Annotated in this window: 16 protein-coding genes and 6 pseudogenes; 12 read left to right on the top strand and 10 right to left on the bottom strand. The window is 66.5% G+C overall.

From position 1 onward, the window contains the following. Positions 1-138: 138 nt before the first annotated feature. Entirely contained in the window at positions 139-465 is a 327-nt protein-coding gene (locus SNA_RS19450) for a hypothetical protein (RefSeq protein WP_030066431.1), read from the top strand. Positions 466-851: 386 nt separating this feature from the next. On the opposite strand, the gene SNA_RS19445 is transcribed toward SNA_RS19450, so the two are convergent. Further along, positions 852-1415, bottom strand: coding sequence for a TetR/AcrR family transcriptional regulator (locus SNA_RS19445; RefSeq protein ID WP_030066432.1), 564 nt, complete (start codon positions 1413-1415; stop codon positions 852-854). Positions 1416-1505: 90 nt separating this feature from the next. Here SNA_RS19445 and SNA_RS19440 point away from each other — a divergent pair, with 90 nt between their 5' ends. After that, complete coding sequence (locus SNA_RS19440) at positions 1506-2588, top strand: saccharopine dehydrogenase NADP-binding domain-containing protein (RefSeq protein WP_030066433.1); 1083 nt, start codon at positions 1506-1508, stop codon at positions 2586-2588. Between the two features lie 208 nt (positions 2589-2796). Here SNA_RS19440 and SNA_RS19435 read toward each other — a convergent pair whose 3' ends face one another. Beyond that, positions 2797-3630, bottom strand: a complete 834-nt coding sequence (locus SNA_RS19435) for a helix-turn-helix transcriptional regulator (protein WP_030066434.1) — start codon at positions 3628-3630, stop codon at positions 2797-2799. Positions 3631-3732: 102 nt separating this feature from the next. Here SNA_RS19435 and SNA_RS19430 point away from each other — a divergent pair, with 102 nt between their 5' ends. Further along, positions 3733-4494, top strand: coding sequence for an SDR family NAD(P)-dependent oxidoreductase (locus SNA_RS19430; protein WP_030066435.1), 762 nt, complete (start codon positions 3733-3735; stop codon positions 4492-4494). Between the two features lie 93 nt (positions 4495-4587). Here SNA_RS19430 and SNA_RS43970 read toward each other — a convergent pair. Then, a pseudogene (locus SNA_RS43970) lies at positions 4588-4710 on the bottom strand (IS30 family transposase); the annotation flags it as partial. Between the two features lie 14 nt (positions 4711-4724). Here SNA_RS43970 and SNA_RS39900 point away from each other — a divergent pair. After that, positions 4725-4853: pseudogene (locus tag SNA_RS39900) on the top strand (putative ATP-grasp-modified RiPP); the annotation flags it as partial. Beyond that, positions 4853-5068 (top strand): annotated as a pseudogene (locus SNA_RS43965) (ATP-grasp ribosomal peptide maturase); the annotation flags it as partial. The pseudogenes SNA_RS39900 and SNA_RS43965, both read left to right, overlap by 1 nt. 172 nt (positions 5069-5240) lie before the next feature. Here SNA_RS43965 and SNA_RS19425 read toward each other — a convergent pair. Next, positions 5241-6611, bottom strand: coding sequence for a cytochrome P450 (locus tag SNA_RS19425; RefSeq protein WP_030066436.1), 1371 nt, complete (start codon positions 6609-6611; stop codon positions 5241-5243). 146 nt (positions 6612-6757) lie between these two features. On the opposite strand from SNA_RS19425, the gene SNA_RS19420 reads away from it, so the two are divergent. The 5 genes and pseudogenes from SNA_RS19420 to SNA_RS39880 form a co-directional block, all read left to right on the top strand. Further along, complete coding sequence (locus SNA_RS19420; RefSeq protein ID WP_030066437.1) at positions 6758-7234, top strand: hypothetical protein; 477 nt, start codon at positions 6758-6760, stop codon at positions 7232-7234. Beyond that, positions 7231-8091, top strand: coding sequence for an alpha/beta fold hydrolase (locus tag SNA_RS19415; protein ID WP_078970016.1), 861 nt, complete (start codon positions 7231-7233; stop codon positions 8089-8091). The genes SNA_RS19420 and SNA_RS19415 overlap by 4 nt, the downstream gene beginning before the upstream one ends. Positions 8092-8561: 470 nt before the next feature. Continuing rightward, positions 8562-9605: pseudogene (locus SNA_RS19410) on the top strand (IS110 family RNA-guided transposase); the annotation flags it as partial. Between the two features lie 366 nt (positions 9606-9971). Next, a complete protein-coding gene (locus tag SNA_RS43520) occupies positions 9972-10397 on the top strand; it encodes a hypothetical protein (RefSeq protein ID WP_241779738.1) in 426 nt (141 codons plus the stop codon). A gap of 1640 nt (positions 10398-12037) precedes the next feature. After that, positions 12038-12523: pseudogene (locus SNA_RS39880) on the top strand (hypothetical protein); the annotation flags it as partial. A 714-nt stretch (positions 12524-13237) separates the two neighbouring features. Here the strand turns inward: SNA_RS39880 and SNA_RS19400 are convergent. Genes SNA_RS19400 through SNA_RS19385 form a run of 4 tightly spaced genes read right to left on the bottom strand, consistent with a single transcriptional unit; the run spans position 13238 to position 17170 of the window. Next, positions 13238-14668, bottom strand: a complete 1431-nt coding sequence (locus SNA_RS19400) for an SAVED domain-containing protein (RefSeq protein WP_241779737.1) — start codon at positions 14666-14668, stop codon at positions 13238-13240. Between the two features lie 41 nt (positions 14669-14709). Next, positions 14710-15630, bottom strand: coding sequence for an AAA family ATPase (locus tag SNA_RS19395; RefSeq protein ID WP_030068534.1), 921 nt, complete (start codon positions 15628-15630; stop codon positions 14710-14712). Positions 15631-15659: 29 nt separating this feature from the next. Beyond that, on the bottom strand, positions 15660-16169 hold the full coding sequence (locus SNA_RS19390; RefSeq protein WP_030068533.1) for an HORMA-1 domain-containing protein: 510 nt from the start codon (positions 16167-16169) through the stop codon (positions 15660-15662). Positions 16170-16171: 2 nt separating this feature from the next. Then, positions 16172-17170: a CBASS oligonucleotide cyclase gene (locus SNA_RS19385; RefSeq protein ID WP_030068532.1), complete on the bottom strand. Its 999-nt coding sequence runs from the start codon at positions 17168-17170 to the stop codon at positions 16172-16174. Between the two features lie 1101 nt (positions 17171-18271). Between SNA_RS19385 and SNA_RS19380 the strand changes: the two genes are divergently transcribed. Continuing rightward, the gene (locus SNA_RS19380) at positions 18272-19204 is read left to right on the top strand and encodes a calcium-binding protein (protein ID WP_044366002.1); all 933 of its coding nucleotides are present in this window, start codon (positions 18272-18274) and stop codon (positions 19202-19204) included. Positions 19205-19290: 86 nt separating this feature from the next. Here the strand turns inward: SNA_RS19380 and SNA_RS19375 are convergent, their stop codons facing one another. Then, positions 19291-20130, bottom strand: coding sequence for an IS5 family transposase (locus tag SNA_RS19375; RefSeq protein ID WP_030068528.1), 840 nt, complete (start codon positions 20128-20130; stop codon positions 19291-19293). A 524-nt stretch (positions 20131-20654) separates the two neighbouring features. Here SNA_RS19375 and SNA_RS19370 point away from each other — a divergent pair. Continuing rightward, positions 20655-22472 carry a ricin-type beta-trefoil lectin domain protein gene (locus SNA_RS19370; protein ID WP_030068527.1) on the top strand — a complete coding sequence of 606 codons (1818 nt, stop codon included), beginning with the start codon at positions 20655-20657 and terminating at the stop codon, positions 22470-22472. Positions 22473-22820: 348 nt separating this feature from the next. Here SNA_RS19370 and SNA_RS19365 read toward each other — a convergent pair. Further along, positions 22821-23377, bottom strand: a pseudogene (locus tag SNA_RS19365) (hypothetical protein); the annotation flags it as partial.

Here is a 23377-nt window from a genome sequence, read left to right as displayed (position 1 = left end):
GAACGCCTTCGGCGGCGGCACGTGCAAGTTCCTGCCGTCGTACACCCTGAAGACCCGTAAGGACGGCAACCTCGACTTTGCCACCCACAACGGCCAGTACAAGGCCGTCCTTCTCAAGGCCAGGGCCGGCAAGGCGCCGTGCCCGAGAAGTACGTGGGGCAGTGGGTGCCCAAGGGCGAGGAGGAAGACCCGACGGCCCAGGTCACCATCGAGCAGGCCAAGACCGGGGATATCTTCGTCGAGGGCTGGCGCAACTCCCGTCAGAAACACTGCGCTTGGAAAGAGGTCCTGGTGTTCGTGAACGACACCGGTCTCATCTCCAGGCCGGTCTACCGGCGCGGGTCGGCGCATGCCTGCGGCATGGCTCCCACCGGCGCCCGTGGGTACGCCCTCGCCGACTCCGGCATCCTGTCCATGAGCAATGCGGCGCAGAAGTTGGAGTTCGTCCGCAAGCCCGGCGCGTAACGCATATGTACGGGGGCACCGCAGGCGCACGACGTTTTCGCACCTCAGAGCCGCCAATGGCGCGCTAAGTGGTCTGCGTTGTCAGTCCTTCGGGGGGTTGATCATGTTGCGAGGGCGATGGAGGATTCTTCTGGCAACAGGAACTGCCAGCCCCCGAAGCCGTGTTCTGCCATGAACTCGTGCACCAGGTCAGCCACAAACCGCGTCGTTGAGAAGCTCACGTTCATTCTGTACACGTGACCTTCCAGACTGTTCGTCATACCGTCACAACACCAGGGCAGCTACCTCGTCACGCGGGTGTCAACAGCTGTGGTCGTTCCAAGCTCCGCGGTACACCGGGTCAGTCTCTCCGGCAGAAGGACGGAACGGGCTGGTCACAGCGGGGATCAGGAACAGCTTCTCAGCACCGCGTGGAGCGCGGCCTCGGCGGCGTCGAAACACCCGGGGAAGGGGCCCTCGCCGTCGGCCCAGCGACCGAACGCCTCCTCGGAGACAATCGAGGCCACCCGTGCGGCGAGGTGCGCCTCAGCAGGCCCGACCCCGCGCCGCTCCAGGGCGCCCTGAAGCGCGGCGGTGACCTCAGCCGACTTGCTGCGCTCGCGTTCCAGCAGCTCCGCACTGGACTCGATGATCGCTCTGCGCCGCTCGGAATCGGTGACGATCGCGCTGACCTCCGTACCGACCTCACGGAGGGCCGACAGCGCCGACCGCAGCGGCGCAAGCTCGGGATCCGCAGCGAGAACGGCCTCGGCCACGGCGAGTGGAAGCCGCTCGGAGCCGGCGAAAAGAATCTCCCGCTTGTCTGGGAAGTACCGGTGGAAGGTCCGCCGGGTCAGCCCCGCCCGCTCCGCGATCTGCGTCACCGTCACGGCGTCGTAGCCATGCTCGCCGAACAGGTCCAGTGCCGCCCGGCGCAGGCGTTCCGGAGCTCCAGCGTCCCAACGTGCCATGCCCGCATCTTACCCGTGGAGATGTCTCACTGTGACATCGATGTTAACCTGGTGATGACTCAGTGAGACATTGCAGAGAGTGGGAATTGCATGACGCAGGGCGAGATCTGGATTCTGGGGGCCACCGGCCGGGTCGGCCGGGCCGTCGCGGCACAGATCGTGGCGGCCGGGACCGTCCCCGTGCTGGTCGGGCGTAATGCTGGCCGGCTGCGCAAGGCCGCCGCCGACCTCGGGCTCGACGCCGACTCGAAGATCGTCGTCGCGTCAGGGGCGGACGCCATGGCAGCTGAGATCACCCGGCAGCGGCCCGCCGTGGTGGTCAACACCATCGGCGACTACGCCGAGAGCACCGTCCCGCTCGCACGCGCCTGTATGCCGGGCGGCCACTACCTCGACCAGGCCAACGACCCGACCGCCTTCCACCGCCTGTTCGCCCTGCACGACGAGGCCACCGCAGCAGGAAGCACCCTGGTGACCGGCGCGGGATTCGGCGTCCTCGGGACCGAGGCGATCGTGGCACGCATGTGCGAGAACCGTCCCGTGCCGAGCCAAGTCCGGGTGGACGCCTTCGCCTCGGTCGCCGTCGAGGAAGGGGTGCTCGGCGTCGCCCTTGCCGCCAGCATCGTGGACAGCTTCGCGATCGGGGGCCGCCGTTACGAAGGTGGCCGGTTGGTCAAGACCCGTCTCGGCGGGGAGGTCCATCAACTGACCCTGCCCGACGGGGAGCGCATGTCCTCGGTCGGTGTCCCCTCCGGTGAACTCATCGCCGCACACCGGGTGAGTGGGGCCCCCTCGACGTCGGCGACCTCCGGCCTCATTCCCGCCTCGCTCGCCGTTCGAGCGGCCCTGCCGCTGTTGTCAGCGATCCTGCGGATCCGGGCCGTGCGGACCTTCGCGATCGGCCGGATGTCCGGGATCAAGGCCAAGGCCGCTCCGCGACCGCGCCCCCACACCTGGGGCCACGCCGTCATCACCTGGCCCGACGGCACCGTCCGCGAAGGCTGGCTGCGGGCCGGCGACGCCATGGACTTCACCTCCGCCGTGGCCGCGCAGACCGCACTCCGGCTCGCCGCGGGCAAAGGACGTCCTGGCGCTCACACCCCGGCCGCCGCTCTCGGCCCGGACCTCGCCATCGCCGCCGGAGCCGACTTCGTGGACGACGCCCTTCTCTGAAGCTGCCGCCGCCGCAAATGGGGGCGCCGTTAACGAGCGGCGAACCAGGTGACAAGTAACCCGCCAGTAGCTTTCAGATCGAAGGTCGGCCCAGCCTGGCTGTTGCCGGCCGGCTGCACACCACGGGAACGGGCGCCTGGCCCGTTTCTCAGAGCGTCATCACAGTCGAATACGTTCCGACGCAGCCCGGTGGAGTTGCACGTGGCGGTCAGGCGACCGTTTCCCACGCCGCGAGCAGCGGTAGGTTCCGCGCGGTGGACGAGTCCGTTTCGACGGTGTAGACGATCAGCCGCTGTTCGGGGTCGTGCGGTTTCCCGACCGACTCGATCCCGAACTCCAGCGGCCCGGCCACCGGGTGCGCGATCCGCTTGCCCACCGACGTACGGTCGGTGACGCCGTGGTCATCCCACCAGCGAGCGACGTCCGGGTCGCCGGCGCGCAACTCGGCGACCAGCGTGGCGAGACGCCGGTCGCCGGGGTGCCGGCCAACCTCGTACCGCATCGCGCCGACGGCCGGGGCGGCGAAATCGGCCCAGTTCACGATGCGCTCGCGGGCGAGCGGGTCGAGGAAAAGCCAGCGCAGAAAGGAAGAACCAGGCTCCATCGGCGCACCGAGCACGGCGGTGAGGAGCGCGTTGCGGGCCAGGACCACGCCACGGCGGCCGAGCAGCAGCACCGGCACGTCGAGGTTGTCCATCATCCGCAGCAGGCCGGGGTCCGCCTGCTGCGACGCGCTGTCATCACGGGGGGGGGTACGCCTGACCGGGGCGGCGAGGTCACGGAGGTGCTCGCGCTCGACGCCGTCGAGTCCGAGCGCCCGCGACAGCGCCTCCATGACGTCCTCGCTGATCGTCGGCTGTCGGCCCTGCTCGATGCGGCTGTAATGGTCCGAGCTGAGCCCCGCGAGCACGGCCAGCTCCTCGCGGCGCAGTCCGGGCACCCGCCGCGGCCCGGGGAACGGCTCGATCCCCGCCTGCGCCGGGGTCAGGCCGTCGCGCCGCGAACGCAGGAAGGCCCCGAGGGCGGTACGGTCTGCTGGCATACCCACCAGCGTAAACGGCGCGGCAAGCGCGTGCCTGGTCACGCTGTGACCAGGCAGCACTCGCACTGGTACCCCGTTCGGAACCGGTGTTGCGTGGCAGGCATGACCCAGACACTCACCGGCCGCACGGCCCTCGTCACCGGATCCACCAGCGGCATCGGCGCCGCCACCGCGCACCGCCTCGCCGCCGAAGGCGCGCGGGTCGTCGTCACCGGTCGCGACACCGCTCGCGGCGACACCGTGGTGAAGGAGATCTGCGACAACGGCGGCGACGCCGTGTTCACCGCCTCGGACCTCACCGCTACTCCGGACGCCCTGCGCGACTTCGCTCGGGAAGCCACCGACGCCGCGGGCGGCATCATCGACCTGCTGGTGCACAACGCCGCGGTATGCCCGGCCGTAGACACGCTCGCACTGTCCGATGCGGACCTGGAGCGGACACTCGCGGTCAACATCCGCGCCCCGCACGTCCTCAGCGCCGCGCTGGCACCCGCGATGACGGAGCAAGGCCGCGGCGCGATCGTCGTAGTGGGCTCGTGGATGGCGGAGGTCGGGCATCCGTACGTCGGCCTCTACTCCGCGTCGAAAGCCGCCGAAGCGCAGCTCGCCCGCAGCTGGGCGGCCGAGTTCGGGCCGCGCGGCGTACGCGTCAACACCGTCGCGCCGGGCGCCACGCGCACCCCGATCAACGACGATTCGGACGACGTCATCCGCCGCATGACCGAAAACCTGCCCGCCGGGCGCGCGGGCACGCCGGACGACATCGCGGCTGCAGTCGCGTGGCTGGCCTCGGACCAGGCGGCGTACGTGTACGGCGCCACGATCGCGGTCGACGGCGGTATCACCGCTACCCGCGCGGGCTGACGAACTGTCGACCGCCCATGAACCTGGCGTCTGACGATCGGGCAATCAGACCCGGCTCGCGCCATCCATTTCTGTCTTCAAATGATGGCGAGCTCAAGCGGTCAGCGCATCACCGCTGCTCAGGAGGCCAGCGGAGACCTCTGCCGGAGTGCGGTATCCATGGGTCCTGCGCGGACGATGGTTGAGCTCGTGGGCGATGGCGTCCAGGTCGGCCTGGCCGCGACCGCACCGGCCAGGTAGTCGAGATGGGGAAGCGCGGCACCAGCTCCGGCACCGAAACCTCCACGACCACGAACTCGGACTCGCAGAACGACCAGGGCTACGACCAGGGCTACGACCAGGACAGCCAGCAGGACTGATGGCCACGGAGGCGGACGACGTCACCGCCGACATGGTGATCAGCGAACTCAACCGGCGAAGTGTGCCGGTGGTCAGGTTCAACCCCGCCGGCATCGGCGCGGACCTGACGGTCTCGGCTCGGTTCGGTACCTGTCCGGCCCCGGTGGCCGGGCAGGTCCGTGCCCTGTCGAGAACCGCCGACCTGGCTCATGTGCGGGCGGTGTACTGGCGCCGGGGGCGGGCTCGGCACGGTCACGAAGACGGTGGAGAGCTCCGGCGGGTTCGCCAAGCAGTACGAGCAGGTGGCGCCTGGTCACGTGCCAATCCGCGAAGACGCGGCGCAGAGCGCGGTGGCCGGAGGTGAAAAGCCGTTGTGCATCTCTACCGTGAGTTATCAGCCCACGTCATCACTCGTTCGGCGGATTTGTCGTTGAAGCTGGGGCCGCGTGGGGGAGGGTATGAGCGGTGTTGCGACGGTGGACCACGGCGCGCCCGCCGCGGGCGGGCGTCCAGGAGACGCCGCGGGACTTCCACTTCTCGTCCGGTGCGCATGTTGTGCGGAACTCGTAGTTCTGGAGCAGTGTCCGGAGAACGACGTTCATCTCGAGGTTGGCGAAGGCGGCACCGATGCACCGGCGTGTGCCGCCTCCGAAGGGGATCCAGGAGTACGTGTCGGGCCGGGCATTCATGAACCGGTCCGGATCGAACTTCTCGGGGTTGGGAAAGACGGTCTCGTCCATCTGCACGCAGTCAATGGCGATGACGACTTGGTGTCCTTTGGGGATGGTCCATTCCCCCAGTGACATCGTCGGTGCGACGACGCTGCGGCTGATGTCCGTGATGACGGGACGTGTGCGCTGGACCTCCAGGATGGTAGCGGCCAGCAGGTCGGAGCCGCCACCGTCGACCTCTGCCACGAGGCGGTCGAGGAGCTCCGGGTGCCGGGGCAGTCGTTCGACGGCCCAGGTCAGCGTGTTCGCCGTGGTCTCGTGAGCGGCGCCGAGGATGGTCAGCAGTTCGTCGGCGATCTCTTGGTTCGCCATGGCCTCGCCGTCCTCGTACCGGCTCTGCACGAGCATGGCGAGGACGTCTTCGCGCTCCTCTAGCTTCGGGTCTGCCCGGACGCTGTCGATGAGGTCGAAGGCAACCGTGTCGTACTCCCGGCGCATCCTACGGAAACGAGCCCACGCCCCCCACGAACGCCCGCGGTCGGTGAACGGCGACAGCGTCAGCCGGGCGCCGAGGTCGACCATCGGAGGCATCAGCTCGCGCAGCCGGTGCAGGTGCTCGCCCTCGGCCCCCAGAACCGTGCGCAGGATGATGTTCAACGTTAGCCGCATGAACCTCGGCGCCGTCGCGAACTCGACGCCCTGCGGCCAGGTCTCCGCCTCGCGGACGGTCTCCTCGACCATGAACTCCTCGTAGGCGTGCAGATGGCGTCCGTGGAAGGAGGGGGCCAGCAGTTTGCGTCGGTGCAGGTGTTCGGGACCGTCCAGCGCGAACGTTGAGCCCGGCCCCAGGACGTTGCCCAGGTTCGGCTCTCCCAGTCCAGCGATCGCCGGACTGGTCGTCAGCATCTGCCTGACCAGAGCGGCGCTGCACAGGAACACGCTAGGGCCGAACGGAGACATCGTCATCGTGAAGGTCGACCCGTAGCGCCTTTGAAGACAAGCAAGAAGCCGCTTGCGAGACGCGATCCACAATCCGGTCAGGATAGGCCCCGGCAGCGGAGGGCCGGGCGGGAGGGTGACCAGCACCGGGGACGTTCGAATGCTCATTCTAGCCTCTCCTCAAAGCGGGTACTGCTCAATTCCCTGAAGTCCAGACACCCACCGCGCACACCAATCTAACTTTAAGTACATATTCTGTTACTGTGTGCATTCACATGGCAAAGGTGTTCCGATGAATCAGGAAGACAGATCCGATGACATCCGCCGAGGTGCGTAGCGGGACGCGAGAAGACATCGACGAGGTCACGGAGATCCTGACCGACGCCTTCGCAGAGGGCCGCCTCTACCAGTGGATGTTCACCACGCAGGAGCTCCACAGGCGTCCGGCACCCGGCTATTTCGGGTGGGTGGTCGAGGAGAATCTTGAGGTGGGCGAGGTGTTCCTTTGCGAGGACATCGGTGGTCTCCTTCTCAGCCACCTGGCCTCGAAGAACCCCGGACAGTCCGCGTACGCGGCGCCACCGTGCTCGAGACGTACTCGCCATGCGACGGGGTCGAGATTGCCTCGGTGTGGTATGACCTCTGATCTAGACCTCAATCCACGCGTCGGCGCCCGTCGGCAAGACGACGTTGTCGGCGATGGCTCTCCTCACAGCTATGAACGGGCGGCCACGGCCGAGATGTGCGGGGCGCGCCGAAAGGTGAACACGGCTCAGGTGGAGGCGGCATGACCATTCGACGGAATGCGATCAGCACCCCTGGATCTCCCGCGACGCGAGAGCGCGTGCACCGGCTGAGGATGGCCGGGTACGACTTCGCCTGCCGGGTGCGTGCCGCATCGCAACCATCGACGCGTCGGCCGATCGCCCTGCTCGGCGGGGCTACGATGGACATGAACGACTGGGATTTGCTCGAGGCGTATCTACCCGACGACGTCACCGTCATCACGTTCGACCCACCCGGCTTCGGTAGCGCCTCGGAACTGGACGACGAGACCATCGCCGGTTACGAGATCCAGGCTGCGGCCGTCAACGTGGCCCTGGAGCACCTGGAAGTGCGGCAGGTTGACCTACTGGGGTACTGCTACGGCGCCGGCCTGGCCTGCCTTCTGCTGGAGCACCACGTCGACCGGGTCGCACGGGTGGTGCTGACCAACGCGAGCGAGAAACTGACGCAGGAGACGCGAAAGATGGTGGCACAAGCGGTGGACATGGCAGGACAGGGGCGGATCCTGGAAGTGTCCCTCTTGGCCTGCGACCACACCTTGGCTCCGCACAACCGGCAAACACTGCGCGAGGCACTCGCGCCCGCCTACCAAGACGCCTTTCGGCTTCCGCATACGACTGTGAACCTGCGGCGCGCCCTCAACGCGCACGACGCCGTGATGAAGTGCGGCCGGGGAAGCGAGGTTCCACTGCTGTTGATCTGCGGCGAACACGACACGTTCACTCCCGCACGGTCGGGGATGGGCCTGGCTGCGGGCCGCCGCGGAGCGCGGACCGTCGTACTCGACTCTGGCCACACACCAATGGTCGAAGCCTCCGCCGCCTTCGCCGCCCAGGTCATGAACCACTTCACCTCACCTTGAAGCGGTTTGTCCACGGGCGGTACGGGCCCGTTCGCAGCCACTCCTTCTCGGCCCTGTTCTCGTATCGCTAATCAGTGCTTAACGGTTCCGGTCCGGGTCGTTCTCCGGCGGGGACTGTTCGAGTGCTGGGCTGCCACGCCTGTCGTATAGCTGGCGTCCGATGCCTTGCCGTAGAGCGGCGGGCGGCCTGGTGCGCGATCAGGTCGCATGGGTGCCGACCGAACGCCGCGAAGAGCAGCGAGAGTTGGCGCTCATGCGACCATCGCACCGTTGTGCTCGTTGACCTCGTGGTGTGAGCACGCCGCACGGTGACCTCTTGAAAGTGCCGGGCCGTTGAGCCCTGGGAATAGGCAGAGGCCCGTGCGGTGCGCTGGCGCCGCGAGAGGTCTTCTGAGATGTCGGCACTTGATGCCTGTGATTAGCACGACGCGCGGTTCCGTAGGTGCTCTCACCAGCACTGATAACGACACATAGGCAGGGGAACCAGGGTGATCTACTGCGGGGTCGACTGGGCTGAATCGCACCATGATGTCGCCTTGATCAACGATGCCGGCGAGCTGCTGGCGAAGCGTCGCATCATGGACGACGTCGAGGGCTACAAGATCCTCACGGACCTGCTCGCCGACTACGGGGACGGCCCGGATGATCCGATCCCGGTCTGTATCGAGACCACACGCGGCCTGCTCGTCGCTCTGCTCAACCAGTGCGGACGCAAGGTCTACGCGATCAACCCCATGGCAGCATCGCGCTACCGAGACCGCCACGGCGTCTCGCGGAAGAAGTCCGACCCCGGCGACGCCCTGGTCCTGGCGAACATCCTGCCCACCGACATGCACGTGCACCGACCAATCCCCGCCGACACTCCGCAGGCCAGGGCGGTGGCGGTCCTGGCACGCGCCCAGCAAGACGCCCAGTGGAACCGGCAGCAAATGTCCAACCAGGTCCGCTCTCTACTGCGCGAGTACTACCCGGCTGCCCTGGATGCCTTCGCCACCTGGACGAACCCCCTGACCAGGCTCGAGGCGCGCGAGATCCTGCGTCTCGCCCCGACGCCGGCCAAGGGCGCCACGCTGACCATCGCGCAACTGCGCGCCGCCCTTGCGCGCGCAGGCCGCAGCCGAGGTATTGAAGCCACCGCGGAACGCATCAAAGGTGTGCTGCGGGGCGATTACGCCCACCAGCCGCGCGTGGTCGAGGACGCCATGGGCGCCCAGCTTCTTGGCCTGCTGCGGCAGCTCGACGCCGCCTGCATCGCGGCCGACGAACTCGCCAGCCAGGCCGAGACGGTGTTCCGTGAACACCCCGACTCGAAGATCATGCTGTCCTTTCCCGGCATCGGTCCGCAGCTTGGGGCGCGCATCCTCGCTGAGATCGGCGACGACCGCACGCGCTTCTCTGACGCCCGCACCCTCAAGGCATACGCCGGCTCCGCGCCCATCACCCGGGCATCGGGGAAGAAGCACCACGTCGGACGCCGCATGGTCAAGAACGACCGGCTCAACCACGTGGGCTACACCTGCATGCCCCTGGGGGAGTGACCCTACGATCTCCCCAGATGGGACGGCAAACATGCAGGTCAGATGCGCTTTTAGTGGCCCTTGGGGTATGTCCAGGTTCGGTAGCGTGAAGCACGGTCTGGCAGGGCTGATACTGACCCAATGCTGACTTAACTGAAGGCGTGTCAGTTTTGATGAGCTCCGTGGCGGTGGACCTGAGGAATGGTCGGTGGTGCTGTGAGCGACCGGGGCGGTGGAAGGGACGCCGGCGTCGGTATCAGCACCGCGGCAGGAACCGTCGCCAGGGCGAGTGGCCCTGATCGGTTGGTCCAGTTCGCATGGCTATCGAGCAGGGCTGCACTCAACCGTTCCAAGAAGGGTGGCGTGCACTACCGGCCGCGAGGGCTGTTGTGTGAGCTCTGTGGCACGACAAGGGACTGGACCGCTGAACGTCGTGGCAATGCGCTGGTTGCGGCGACGCTTGGTGGCTCAAATGACCCTTTCTTCGAACTTCCTCTCTGGCTTCAGGCGCCCTGCTGCAACAAGCTGCTGTGGGCCTACAACGGCGGCCACATCGATGTGCTTGAGGCATATATAGCCGCCCGCCTCCGGGAACGTGTCGGCTTCCCGACCATGAGCATGCTCGACCGCTTGCCGGCATGGATGAAGAAGGCCGGTAACCGCACCGCAATCCTGAGGGCATTGCAGCGTCTGCGTCACCAGCTCGAACTGAGCGCACCAAATGACCGGTCCGACGTCGCTTATCCCCGCCCGGGAAGTGTTGGCGCTCGCCCAGTGAGGGCGCCATAGTTCCGGCCTCCCTACTGATGCGTCGCCGGGTCTGAGACTCGATGTGCCCGGCCGCTCGTACGGCTTCGTCCGCAGCATCCGCACCTGATGCCGGAACAGCCTCCGCGGACAAGGGGAGCGACACATCGGTACACCAGCGAGGGAAGGATAAAGAGATGCCGCCCATACCCGAGGGGCTGACGCAGGCACGCTGGCTGTGGATCCGCCTGATCACCAGCTGCCAGCCGATCCGCTTCATTTATCACCCGCCTTCCTATCCCGCCGACCGGCAGCAGATCCGGATCTACGAGCCACAAGATTTCCATCGAGCAGGAATGGCAACGCCACGGTATTGGCCGTCGCCTCATCACCCGTGCACTGCGCGGCGCCTCTGGATACACATGGACGACTACGGGGCCGTCGGAGGAGGCCCAGCGCTTCTTCCCCGTGATGTTGGCGGAGACTGGAGCCGCCTGCACTGCCCTTGCCAAGGCATGCCCGCACATCCGGGAAGACGACCGCGTCCCCTACGATGAGAGGCCGAAGCCAGGTCTCGAACGCGGCCTTTGAGCCCCCGCATATGAAGCTCTGCACACTCAACCAGAACTGAAGCCTGAGCTGTCCACGAGATCCACAAACGCGGCTACTCAGGGCCTTGTCGTAGGTGCTGACGGACCTTGTGATCTTTGTGGTATACAGCCGGTGTGCGAGATGGGTAGGGGCGGGGCGAATTACGCCGGGCAGCTGGTGACCTGGCCAAGGAACGGTTTGGCGTCATTACGAAGACCGTCGGCTGACTTCCGAACGCATCGTCACACCGGCGCACTCGTCCGAGGCGCCAGGGCCGGTGCTTCCATCACGATGGGTACCAGAGGCACGCACTTCGCGCCGGGGCGGCTGGATTCCCTGATGAAGCCCGGAGCACACCTACACCCGCCTTCGCCGACGACGGGGGGACAGATGGGGGCCGGGTTGTCCAATGTTGGTTCGCAGCCGTTGAAGATCGGGTCGAACACCTCGTTCTCGCCGCAGCTTGGATCGCGCGTCGCTGAAGGACGGTTGCCGAGGTGCTGTCCCATAGGCTTACCGTGCGGACATGTACCCAGGGTGCCGGGAGCAGCACTTGTCGGACCTTTCAGCGCGTAGCCCGCAACGACGCTCGGCGGGCCTTGTGCGGTAGCAGTAGAGTCGGCGACGGCAGGGGCGGTGAGGACGCCGAGGAGTGCGGTGGCCCCGAGGATGCTGGTAAGGACACGGCGCATGGCGATTCCCTTTCACGGCAGGAAACGTGGCTGGACTGGTCAGCTCAGTGTGGTCGAAGCAGACATTCCGGCCCCGGGCACTCTTACGTTGACGTGGACCCCACAGATGAGGCAGAGCGCGAACGGGAGCGCGCGAGGCACCCGCTGCCTAGCCCCAAGACCCGTGAAAGACGAATGGGATTTGTGGTGTCAGCGTGCCACTCCTTCTACTCAGGTTGAACTCGCCGTGTCTTGGGCTGTGTCCTACGTGGTGAGGCGCGGATGCGGTGCTTACACCAGCACAAGGCTGCTGCAAGCTCTAGAAAGGCCAGGTAGTTGCAGGGATTCGATCCTGTCCCGCTCGAAAAGTCGTCGCCGCAGGTGAGCGGGGTGCGGTGGGTCCACTGGGACCATGTCCGCGTGAACGTGTCCTTGCCGTATAAGGTGGCTCGGAAGCTGCTGTCCATACCGTCGGTAGTGCTTCGCAGGGAGGCGGCGAAGGACGCGGAACTGGTGGTGCTGCGGCACGAGAATGGGGTGTTGCGCGGGCAGTTGGCCGGTCGGGTCCGCTACGGGCCCGCCGACCGGTTCTGGTTCGCCGTGCTGTCCGCGCTGATACCCCGACGACGCTGGCGCGAGGTCTTCCCGGTCACCCCGGCACCCTGCTCGCCTGGCACCGCAGGTTCATTGGCGCGAAGTGGGACTACGGCGCGCGTCGGTGCACCGGTCGCGCGCCTGCCAGAGCAGCGGTCAAGATGCTCGTCCTGCGGTTTGCCCAGAAGAATCCCGACGCGGGACTGGACAGTGCAGCAGGCGAGGAATCTCGCCGTCGACCTGGGCAAACGCATGGAGTCCCTCCGCTTCTTGCTGCGTGACCGTGATAGCAAGTACGGCGAGGCGTTCGACTGGGCGTAGCCCCCGGGAACGCCCACGCTAACGGAATCCCAGAAGGGCTCGGACTCGCGGAAGTGCCCGCCCCCCGTATGCCACCTGACCCCGGATAGCCACGGCGCAGAGACCGGAGAGCGGCTGATGCGAGGCCGCAGCGCGTGTAGCCCTCATAGGAGTGAGGCGATTCCACCCAGCCGATCTCGCACAGATCGCAGACCACGTACTCGACCTCGAAAGCCAGGTCGGATCCGAGATATGCCGCTCGGATGCGCCAACCTGTCCGCTCATAGGCCCCGGCTGGCCGGTCGACCCAGGGTCTCGGCGAGGTGGCGGCCCGTTCGAATCGGTAGAACTCGGGGTACGCCCATCGGCGGAGGCGGTTGCGCAAGGTTGGCTTGTCGGGACACTCCCGTAGCCAATGCACGTGGTCAGCGAGCTGCGCTATGGCATGGATCGCCGTTTCCTTCTCTGTCATGGGCTCTCATTCCGTGTCTTCCGTGTCTCTGGAGTTGCCGTCGGTCATGGTCAGTCGTGGGGGCTGTTGTACAGCACGGCGTGTGACTGCGTTGCGAAGCCCCAACACGCTTTCCAAATGTTCGTCTGGGGGTCCGGCGGGGGCCGTGGGTGTCCTGACCTGCGGCGGAGGGGCCGAGACGCCACAGTCCGGACGGTGCTGGACGGAGGCGAATGAGACCAGGGCGGGTGGCCCGTCCAGCTTCCGCGATGCTGTCAGGCTTGGATGGTGAAGGCGGGCTCGTAACCTTCATCGACCTTGATGTCTTCGTAAACCACGGTCTCGCACAACCGGTTCCAGCGGTTGCCGAGGAGGACTGCGAGTCCCTTTGGGCAGGCGAGGAAGAGGTGCATGCGCCGCACAGGACGGGCTACACGGCGAAGATGATTGCGAATTCCGACGGCCAAGGCGTTTGCTGCCGAGCTATCGGGAAGGGAGTTGTCCTTCGCCACGCCCCCGGGCGGTGTGTAGATCACGAGCTTGGAGACCGGCAGGCTCTGCTCGCGCAGGTACTCCAGGACGTCGTCGGTCGGATCGGTTGCGACGGCGATGGCAACGGCGAGCTCGTCGCCCTGGCCGAGTGGGTGCTCTGCGATTCCGGGGACCAAGGCGTGGTCGTACGCATCGTTGGTGGACCAGAGCTGGCCACGCTGATCAGCGGCGAGATCGGTCCCGGTCACCATGCGAAAGGTGGTGCCGACCAGGAAGGCTGGTGCCAGCCGGATGCTGCCGGTGACGGAGATGGCGGTGGTGCCTGCGGGAAGGTGCCCGGGGGCGGCCTCGATTTCCGCCTGGAGCTGGCTCCAGGCGTTTGTAGGGACGGGGCGGCGCTTGGTGAAGTCGGAGTCGCCGTCGAAGCGGTCGACCCAGTCGATGGCGTGGTCGGCGGTGCGGGCCATCGGATCGGGCTTGAGGGTGGCAATCGACAGGATGGCCTGAGCTGGGCCAGCCTTTAGGCCGAGGGTTTCCACGGCGGACCGGACCATCTCTGGGGTGAGCTTGCGTCTGCCGTCGCGAACCATTTCGGCGACCCAACCCGCGCCGATCTTCAGCGCCTGCTCATCGTGGCGCAGACCAGTGAGTGCCATCAGCAACTGAAGGTGCTCCTGGTACCGGACTATGTCCTGGGCCAGGTCGAAATGCAGTACGGACAAGAGTTCACCGAGTTCGGACTCGGTCAGGCCGGCTGCCTGGGCCCAGCGGGCACGGGCCCGACCGAGCTTCGATGCGGCGCCCCCCGATGCCGCCTTGGGCAGCAGGAGACCTGTGCGGGCATCGCGCACGGCCACCAGCTCGTCACCCGGGTCGGGCGCGCGGTTGCTGACGAGCAATAGCTCCGCGCTGTCGCCGTCCGCGGTCAACTGACGCCATGCCTTGGCGATCTTCTTCAGGACCGACGGGCCGCCGTCCCTGCTGGGCTTGGTCAGGTACTCCTCGTTGACGGGTGTGGAGCTGTCCACCGCGTACTTGACCTGTTTGTAGGTGCTCGGAGGGGCGTCGCGCAGAAGGACGACGTCGTCGAGATTTCCGACTCCATCGAGTTCCACGCCGACGCATCGGACCGGGTTGTGCGAGCGGGCGGCGTTCTCACGTAGGAGGCACAGGCAGGCATCCCAGACGGCGAGCCACTGGTAGTAGTCGCCCATGGTCCGAACGCTCGTGGGACCGGGTGCAGGGAGGGGTTCCATCAGCGCTCCTCAGTAAAGACAGGAGTGGGCTGGAGGGCTTCGGCGAGGGAGAGAAGGTCCTCGTCGGACACCGGCCTGTCAGGGAAGGCGCGGAAGACTGCGGCCGGGACCAGGCGCTGAGTGAGGTCGGAGAAGGTGTAGCCGGGTCGGTCGGTGGTGGCGCCGGTCAGTTCAGCGATCTTGCTGACGGTTGCGGTCCCGATGCCGAGTCCTTCCAGCGCCTGGGTGAGGACAGCATGGCGCTGCTGGCCGTTGGGACGGGTGAAGGTGAAGGTCGCTGCCGCGCGGCGCATGAGGGCGGGGTCGAGGGCGCCGACGCGGTTGGTGCACAGCACGACGATGACTGGGACCCGGGTGCCGGCGAGGCTGTCGATGCCTGCCAGGAAGGCGTCGACGCCGGCACGGTCCTCGTGGTGCATCTGCTGGGCCTCGCGGGACTGGACAAGGGCGTCGGCCTCGTCCACGACGAGGATGTGGACGGATCGCACACCGTGAGGGCCGGTTGCACGTTGGCCCGCATCGTGGATGTGGGTGAAGGCGTCGCCGATGAGGGACGTCATCTCGCCGACCAGGCCGCTACCGCGAGTTGCGAGCTTGAGCCTGTACAAATAGACGGGCAAATTGAGGTAGTCAGAGAGGTCGCAGCCGAATGACTCGGCAAGGGCCGATTTTCCGGAGCCGACGTCACCGGCGAAGATGAACAGCGGCGCGCGGTCAGCGAACAAGGTGAGTGCGGCGACATCGCCGCCGTGGTGAGTGGCGGCCCAAGCCTGGAGGCGGCGGGGGTCTGCGAGCAGGGCAGCCTCCTTGCGCAGGCGCAGCTTTATGTCATCCAGGCCCACGAGTCGGTCGTAGCGGGCGCGGCGGGTGCTCTCGGGCAGTTCGATGACGGGGTGGAACAGATCGTCCTGGCTGGTCACGTGCTGGTCCTCCTGCTGGTAGCTCTGGGCTAGAAGGCGACGTAGACGTCGCGGGCAACGGCAGCGCCGTTGCGGGCGTAGCTGCGACCGGTCGTGCTGGTGCCCGCGAGTGCGGTCGGGGCGTCGCCGGTCGTGCGGGAGATCGGCAGGTTTCCCTTGACTCCGGCCTGTTCGCTGCTGGACAAGTCCGAGAACGCAGAGCTGTAGGTCAGGTAGCTGTAGAAGCGGCAGCCCGCGAGCTCGGTTGAGTCCGGGAGGCTGCCCGGCCGCCCGTCGGTGAGCTGGCCGCCGCGGGTGGCCTTGTAACGCAGGCGCAGCTTCCAGGCGTTGCTTCCAGGATCGCGAAAGCCGTAGTCGACCATGTCGAGATACCCGTCCCGCAGGAGGAGGGCGACCCCTTCGATGTAGTTGTCGATGCTGCTCAAGGCAGGCGCGCCGAAGTAGTTGTGTAGTAGGCGCAGGTCCGCGCCGATCTTTCCGCCGATGTATCGGGCGTCGGTGATCGTGAACGAGGACGATCTGGAGTACGAGCCGGTCATTACTACGCTCCCGGGAAAGTAGGGCCGAACAGCTCGCGCCAGGCGTCGTTCGCGTCACCCTTCGTGGTCGCGTGGGCGGCCCACGCGACCGTGTCGAGCGTCGTCTTGGCGTGCTTCACCAGCCGCTGACGGTCCAGTTCGGTATAGGTGGAGGTGACGTTGTTCTCCGGGTTGACCGGGTCCCAGACTTGGACGGTGGCCCAGGAGGGCGCGATCTCATTGGCCTCGTAGTAGTCGGTGAACACGATCGGCTGCTGCAGGCCGGTGCGGACGATGTAGGAGAGCACCTGCTCGATCGCTCGCGGGTAGTCGTTGACCTGGAGCGACTCGCCGTTCCAGCCGGTCTCCCACAAATGGGCGACCAGAAGTTCGAGCAGGAACGACTTGCAGCGCAGGTCGGGGTCGGTGATCTTGCTCTCGCGGATCCACGCCTTCAGGAGACGGATCAGCTCTCGGTAGGCATCGCCGGCGGCGTCCTTCCGCTTCTTCATGAACTGCAGGTGCAGGGTGACCGACGTGAGCACCTTGCTGCCCTTGCTGGTGACCAAGTAGCCCTTGTCGTCCGGCTCTCCGGTGTAGAGCACTGGTACGACATCGATCTTCAAGCCGGTGCCTCGCATGGTGATACCTACGGCGTGGTCCGACGGGACGAAGTCGTCTGCGACCTTGGTCTTGCCGTAGACCTCGATGCAGCGGTCCCGCAGCCAGTCCAGCACGGTGGAGACATCGACCTTGGGGTCGGCGACGCGTAGATAGGCGGCTACGTCTGCATCAGAGCCCTCTCCGCTGCGCCGCCGGATCGCGGTGTGCTTGGCCGTGCTCCCGGAGGCCCGGAGCTTGACCAGGTCGAAGTCCGGGTGGTCGGCGATGTAGCTCTCCAGCCGCTCCCTAAGGTGGTTCACCTGCCGACGACGCTCCTTCGCCTCCTCCCCCGGCACGTTCACCTTGTTGCCCGCGAAGGTCTTGAGGACCTCGTGATCGACGTAGAGTTCCCCTGCCATGTCCTGGCCACCTTTCACTCAAACGGGCCAACTCGTCCGTAGCGCAGGCATATCACCTGCCGCTGACAATCCCGGGTGAACTTGACAACGGCGGTGCTACGTCGTCTGCCAATCCGAGCCAGCCCCGCCTCGCAGTGTTGTTGCGGCACAGCGAGTCGGTCGAGGAGGCGTGCCGTCTTGGCGCACTGCTCCTCGTTGCGGCGGCCGAGCGTTCCTGGCAGCCATGGGCCGATGCCCCATCTCGGCGCTTACGCGCAGGAAGGGCCGTGGCGCCAGGCCGCAGCGAGCTGGGGTATTCCCCGCCCGAGCTCTCTTCCTCCTTGGCGGGGAGCGCGTCACAACCGGGACTTCCTGAACAGCGGACGGTGCTGGCCTGGGAGTTCGAGCCCGACGCCTCCACCGACCACTAGTTCAATGCTGTACTCGACTGCAGGTGGCCAAACGCCGGATGGTTGGCCGCCGTTCCTGCAAGAACCTCTGGCGGTTAGTTCTATCCGCTGGTTTCGGCAATCGCCGCGCGACGGGATCAACAGAACTGGCTCAATGGATACATGGAGATGGGTGTCGATTACGCCATCCGGGGGAACCGCATTCCCGCTGGCCCCACCCGATGCCCCCAGTCTCCCGGCAGGTTTGATGTCCCGCAGACAGCGGGGATGCGCCTGATATGGACACCGCGCTCCCGCCCCGGGAGTGCGCTGTCCCCCGCGAAAGACCCGGCCGCTGGCCCCCGACCCGGTAGCCAGAGATCGGAAAGGATCCCCCAGGGGCGCAGGAACACCCCTCCCGCTGTGCCACCGCGCAGCACCCCAAGAACCGAACACCCGTCCAGGCAGCCGACCTGCAGCACCAGCGGTGACCTGTGGGCTCCTGGCCCCGCAAGCAGAGCCAGGGAGCCGGGCAGGTACAGAAAGCCAGACCACGCTCTCCCGGCGGAAAACAGCGGCCAGTGCGCCCCTCATCCGCCCCCGGGGCCTGTCCCTCCTCCTCGTCCCCTTCGCCGCTCACCTCCACCCTCGCCCCGCCGTATCGGCCCCCGTGGCACAAGAACAGGACACCCTGCCGTACCCGTCCGACTCCGAATAGAACAGGAGTACCCCCATGCGTATCCTTCACGGCTCCAGCGGCATCCGCCGGTCCCTAGCCATGAGCACTGCAACGGCCCTGGCCTCATTCGGGCTGGCCGTCCTGCCCGCCACCCCCGCCCACGCCCTGCCGATCGGGTGCACGGGGACCGAGACCCCCGGCCCCGATAACATCTTCTGCCCGCTCCTGCTGGCCGGGCAGACCATCAAAAGCGGCGCCGGCCAGGACACCATCACCATCGGCGGCGACGCCGACGGAACCATCGACGCCGGCGGCGACGCCGACACCGTCCATATCGTCGGCAACATCAACGGCCAGATCGACCTCGGCAGCGGCAACGACGTCTTCACTGCCGCCGGTTCAACCAGCGCGCTCGCACCAGGCCCAACCGTCCACGACGCAGGCCCAGCCGTCCACGGCGGTGACGGCAACGACATCTTCGACATGGGAGCCTGGAATTCTGGCACCGTGTACGGCGAGGGCGGCGACGACGCGTTCGACGCCTACTCGATCACCAGGCTCCCAACAGCTCCCCCGTCTGCCCTCGGCGGTGACGGCAACGACACCTTCGGACGCCGGACATTCTTCCCTATGGCCGCTGCTGCCTATGGCGACCAGTCCGCCATTCAAGGTCAGCTCGGCAACGACATCATCCGAGGCGGGATCTGCATCCTCTCTGTCGTAGAGGGCAACGACGGCAACGACTCAATCTCGTTCATCGACAGCAACGGCTGCATCCTTCGGGGCGGTGACGGTAACGACAAGCTCCATGTCGGCGCCGAAGCCACCGGCGAGGTCAACGGCGGACCCGGTAACGACATGTGCACCGAGGACCTCCCGTTCTTCGGCACCGAAGAAGCCTGTGAACCTGACACCCCGGCTCCCAGCCATGCCCCCCGCAACGGATCACAACAGGATCCAGCCAGTGGGTCTATCACGCGGGCCTGAGCCTCCTGGACAGAGTGATCACTGAAGTCAATGCCCAACTACCTGTCTGAGAGGGTGTTTGATCTAGGTGGATTGCCCTTTATCTCCTAGTAAGTTCCTCGCCAGGTGGATGTCGTCTCGTCTGTTATGCGCTTGGTGAGGTTGTCGATCGATGCGATGTGGATCATGGCCTCGGAGCTGGCGGGCAGGGTCTCGTGGTCTCGGGCGAGACGTCGGTGCAGCATGATCCAACCGATACTTCGTTCGACAATCCAGCGCCTTTTGACGACGTGGAAGCCGCGAACTCCTGGGTTTCTGTTGACGACTTCGACGTCGATTCCGAGGCTGGCGCCGTGCTCGATGACGGCGTTCTTGAAGCCGGTGTCGACCCAGCTCTTGGAGATGGTCGGGTAGGTCTTCTTGGCTTGGTCGAGGAGCTGGATTCCGACGGCATTCTCGGACAGGCTCGCGGCGGTGACGGTCACGGCGAGGATGAGTCCGATCGTGTCGGTGAGGATGCCCCGTTTCCTGCCGACGATCTTCTTGGCGGCGTCGGTTCCCTGGCTGGTCAGGGGCACATTGGTGGAGGTCTTCACGCTCTGGGTGTCGATCACGGAAGCGGTCGGTTCGGGCTTGCGTCCTTCCTTCACGCGGGCCAGGCCGGTCAGGTCGTAGTTGAGCTGGGCGAGGATTCCCTCGTCGCGCCAGGCGGCGTAGTAGGCGTAGACAGTGCCGTGGTTGGGGAAGTCGTGCGGGAGGTATTTCCAGGGGATTCCGGTGCGGTTGATGTAGAGGAGTGCGTTGAATACGTCGCGCAGGTCGACCTTGGCCGGCTGCCCGGTGGGCCTGCGGTCGAGCCGGGCCTTTCTCCAGGCCGTCAACGTCGGCTCGATTAAGGCCCATCGGGCGTCGGACAGGTCGCTGGGGTACGGCTTCCGCTGGCTCACGGCGTAGCGTGATCATGGATGCGGCGGACGGTGCTGTTCCGTTGCTGCTGGGCGTTTCTGCCTGATCTTCAAACCAGACGGACTTCGTGCATGAGAACCGGAGCAAACAGGCGTCCAAGTCCGCAGCTCTATGGACGCGAGGGTGCATGTATAGGGCAGATGCCTCAAGCCTGACGGCCGCGAAAGTTACTTACCGACACAGGCCATCTCTAAATGCCCACTTAGTGGGCATTTGCCGTGTCCGTAGTCCGGCGGGCCAACGAGCTTTGTCTGTGGGCGGCCAAGCTTGTGCACTATGTCGCGCTTCTGTCAACGGATGTGGATCCGGTCCCTGTTCGGCCCGAGGGGGCGATCGGGTGTGGGCCGGTTGCTTCTCGGTGCGACTGGAAAATTCACCTCCCCCGAACCTCTTGACGGCCAGGGTGCCCACCTGGAACCTTCTGAAAAAATCTGAGTGAAAATGCAGTACACCAAGCAGCTTCACTCATCCACGGGGGGTAAATCGGGAGGAAGGGGAGGCAAGGATGAGACGACGCCGCTGGATCACCGGGCTGTGCACCGCGGTGGTGCTGGCTGGGGTAGGGGGGCCTGGAACGACCGCCCTGGCCGGAACGACCGCCGGCCGGGCGCCCGCAGACAGCGGTGCCGCCAACACCGACACCCCTATCGGGCAGAAACCCATGATGGGCTTCAACAACTGGGCGCGGTTCACGTGCGCGGCGCAGGCCCGGCTGGACGGGACCCGGGCCGGCTACTCGTTCCAGCACTTCATGGAGGACCAGGCCAAGGCGATGAAGGCCACCGGTCTGGTCGCCGCCGGGTACAAGAACCTGACCGTGGATGACTGCTGGATGCAGCGCACTTCGGCCGGATACCTGCACGGCGCCGCGCACTGGGGCGGCAGCAGTCAGCCCGGCTTCGACTGGGAACTCACCGGCTACGCCGACCGCCTGCACGCCCTCGGCATGGAGGCCGGGCTCTACAGCACCTCCGGTGAGAAGACCTGCCAGGGCGTGCCCGGCGGCGTCAAGGGCCACGAGGACAACGACGCCCGCTCGCTCGCGTACTGGGGCATCGACTCGCTCAAGCTGGACAACTGCGGTACGACGTGGAGCGACCGGCAGCAGATCTTCACCACCATGGCCAAGGCACTGAAGACCGCCAGCACCGGCAAGGACCGCAAGATCCTCTTCAACGAGTCGGCGCCGGCAGCCGCTTCGGGTGCCGAGTCGGTCAAGTACAAGACCATGGACTGGGTGCGTGGGCTCGGGCAGATGTGGCGGGTCAGCCCGGACATCACGGTGTGGCCCAAGGCCGCCTGGAACGACCCGAGCGCCGGGTCGGCCTACCAGGGCGGCGTCTACCAGAACTTCACCGACACCGTGGCGCTGGCCCGGTACAACGGCGTCGGCAACCACAACGACGCCGACATGCTGCTGATCGGCGACAACAAGCAGCTCACGCTGCCCGAGCAGCGCAGCCAGTTCGCGCTGTGGTCGGTCATGGGATCGCCGCTGATGATCAGCACCGACGTACGGAAGATGGCGGCGCACCCGAAGGACTACCAGGAGCAACTCGCCATCCTGAAGAACAAGGACATCATCGCCGTCGACCAGGATCCGCTGGGTGCCGGTGGCTACCTCGCCTCCCGCGACAACGCCTCTGCCACGGCCGGGATCGACGTCGTGGTCAAGCCGCTCGCCGGCGGCAGCCGGGCGGTGACCGTCCTCAACAAGAACTCCTCGTCGGTGCAGTACAAACTGGACCTGGCCCGGCTCGGCTTCGGCAACCTCAGCTGCACCCGCATCGCCCGCAACCTGTGGACCCACCAGGGCTCCCGGGTCACCGACTCGATCAGCACCACGATCGGCGGCCACGACAACGCCATGTTCACGGTGGCGCCCGGCAGTTGCGGCGGAGCGGCGGACGCGGTCGGGCAGATCCAGGCCGCGCAGAGCGACTTCCAGAAGACACCGTTCTGCCTGGACGCGCACCACGGCGCGACGAAGGGCGCCGAGGTCGCCCTGTGGGACTGTACCGGCGGCGCCAACCAGCAGTGGCGGCTGCGCGGCAACGGGCTGATCTCCAGCCTCCCGGACGACGGCCTGTGCGTGACGGGCGACCCGGCTGGCCTGCGGCTGGCCGCCTGCGATGACAGCGACCCGCACCAACGCTGGACCTACCACCGCTCCGGCGAACTCCGGCAGGCCACGGGTGCGTGCGCGGACATCAACGGCGGTGCGCTGGACGACCGTTCGGCAAAGGTGACCACCTACCAGTGCGGCACGTACCAGCCCAACCAGACCTGGAGCGCCCCCTTCACCGCCCCACCTTCTGGCTGAGCCGCGGTCCCTGGCGTTGTACGCACGACGCCGACGCCGAGACGGCGCCCCGTCACTACCGCACGGCTGTGACGGGGCGCCGCGTTGCGTGAGGGGGGAGCGCCGGTCACGGAGTGTCCGATCTGGGTACTCACCTCACGAGAAGCCGTGCCCACGAATGGCGGCGGCGGGCGTGTGGACGTGGCGAGGGCAATCGTCAAGAGTTGTGGATGAGTCCACTTACCACGATTGCCGACCAGACCTACTGAGCGAGGACGTCGGCAGGGGGCTGCCACCGACGGTCAGGTCGCCGCGAATATCGTCGAACATGCGTCCTCTGTCGGTCACTGTCAGCTGGTGGGATCGACGTCACGAGGCGTGAAGCTCAGCGATGAGGCGGGCGGCCTCCTTCCGGGCGGGGGCCAGCCGGGGATCCTCCGGGTGCGCATGCGGCCCTGCGACCTTCGAGCAGATGAACAGCGCCATCAGCCGGCCGGACCTGGACTCCAGGTCCGGCCGACGCTCGCTCCAGACCCGTTCCGCCAGACCCGGGACAGCGAGGGCATTCCCCCCCACAACGTCGCCGCGTCCAGCCCTCGCGGCGCCATACCCCAGTCCTCCCAGTCGATCATGCAGAACTCCGGTCCCATCACGTTCGCCCATGTCAGGTCCGCATGTGCCAGGCGCCACTCGTCCACCCTGGTGTCAGTTACCTCGGGAAAGGCTGTGCAAATGGTCGCGGTCACCAGTTCTTGGTCGATGGTCTCGGTGTCCGGCGTGGCAACGCGAGGAGCGGGCTGGTCGGCGAGCGCGTCCAGCGAAGCGTTGAGCGCCGCCCACCAACCGTCCGGCAGCTTGGGGTCGTCGATCATGAGTGCTGCTTTCCCGACTGGCGCGGCGGTGATCAGTTCCATCTCGTCCGCCCG

This window comes from Streptomyces natalensis ATCC 27448 (assembly GCF_000935125.1).
Lineage (GTDB): Bacteria > Actinomycetota > Actinomycetes > Streptomycetales > Streptomycetaceae > Streptomyces > Streptomyces natalensis.
This window is presented reverse-complemented; position numbering and strand designations above follow the sequence as displayed.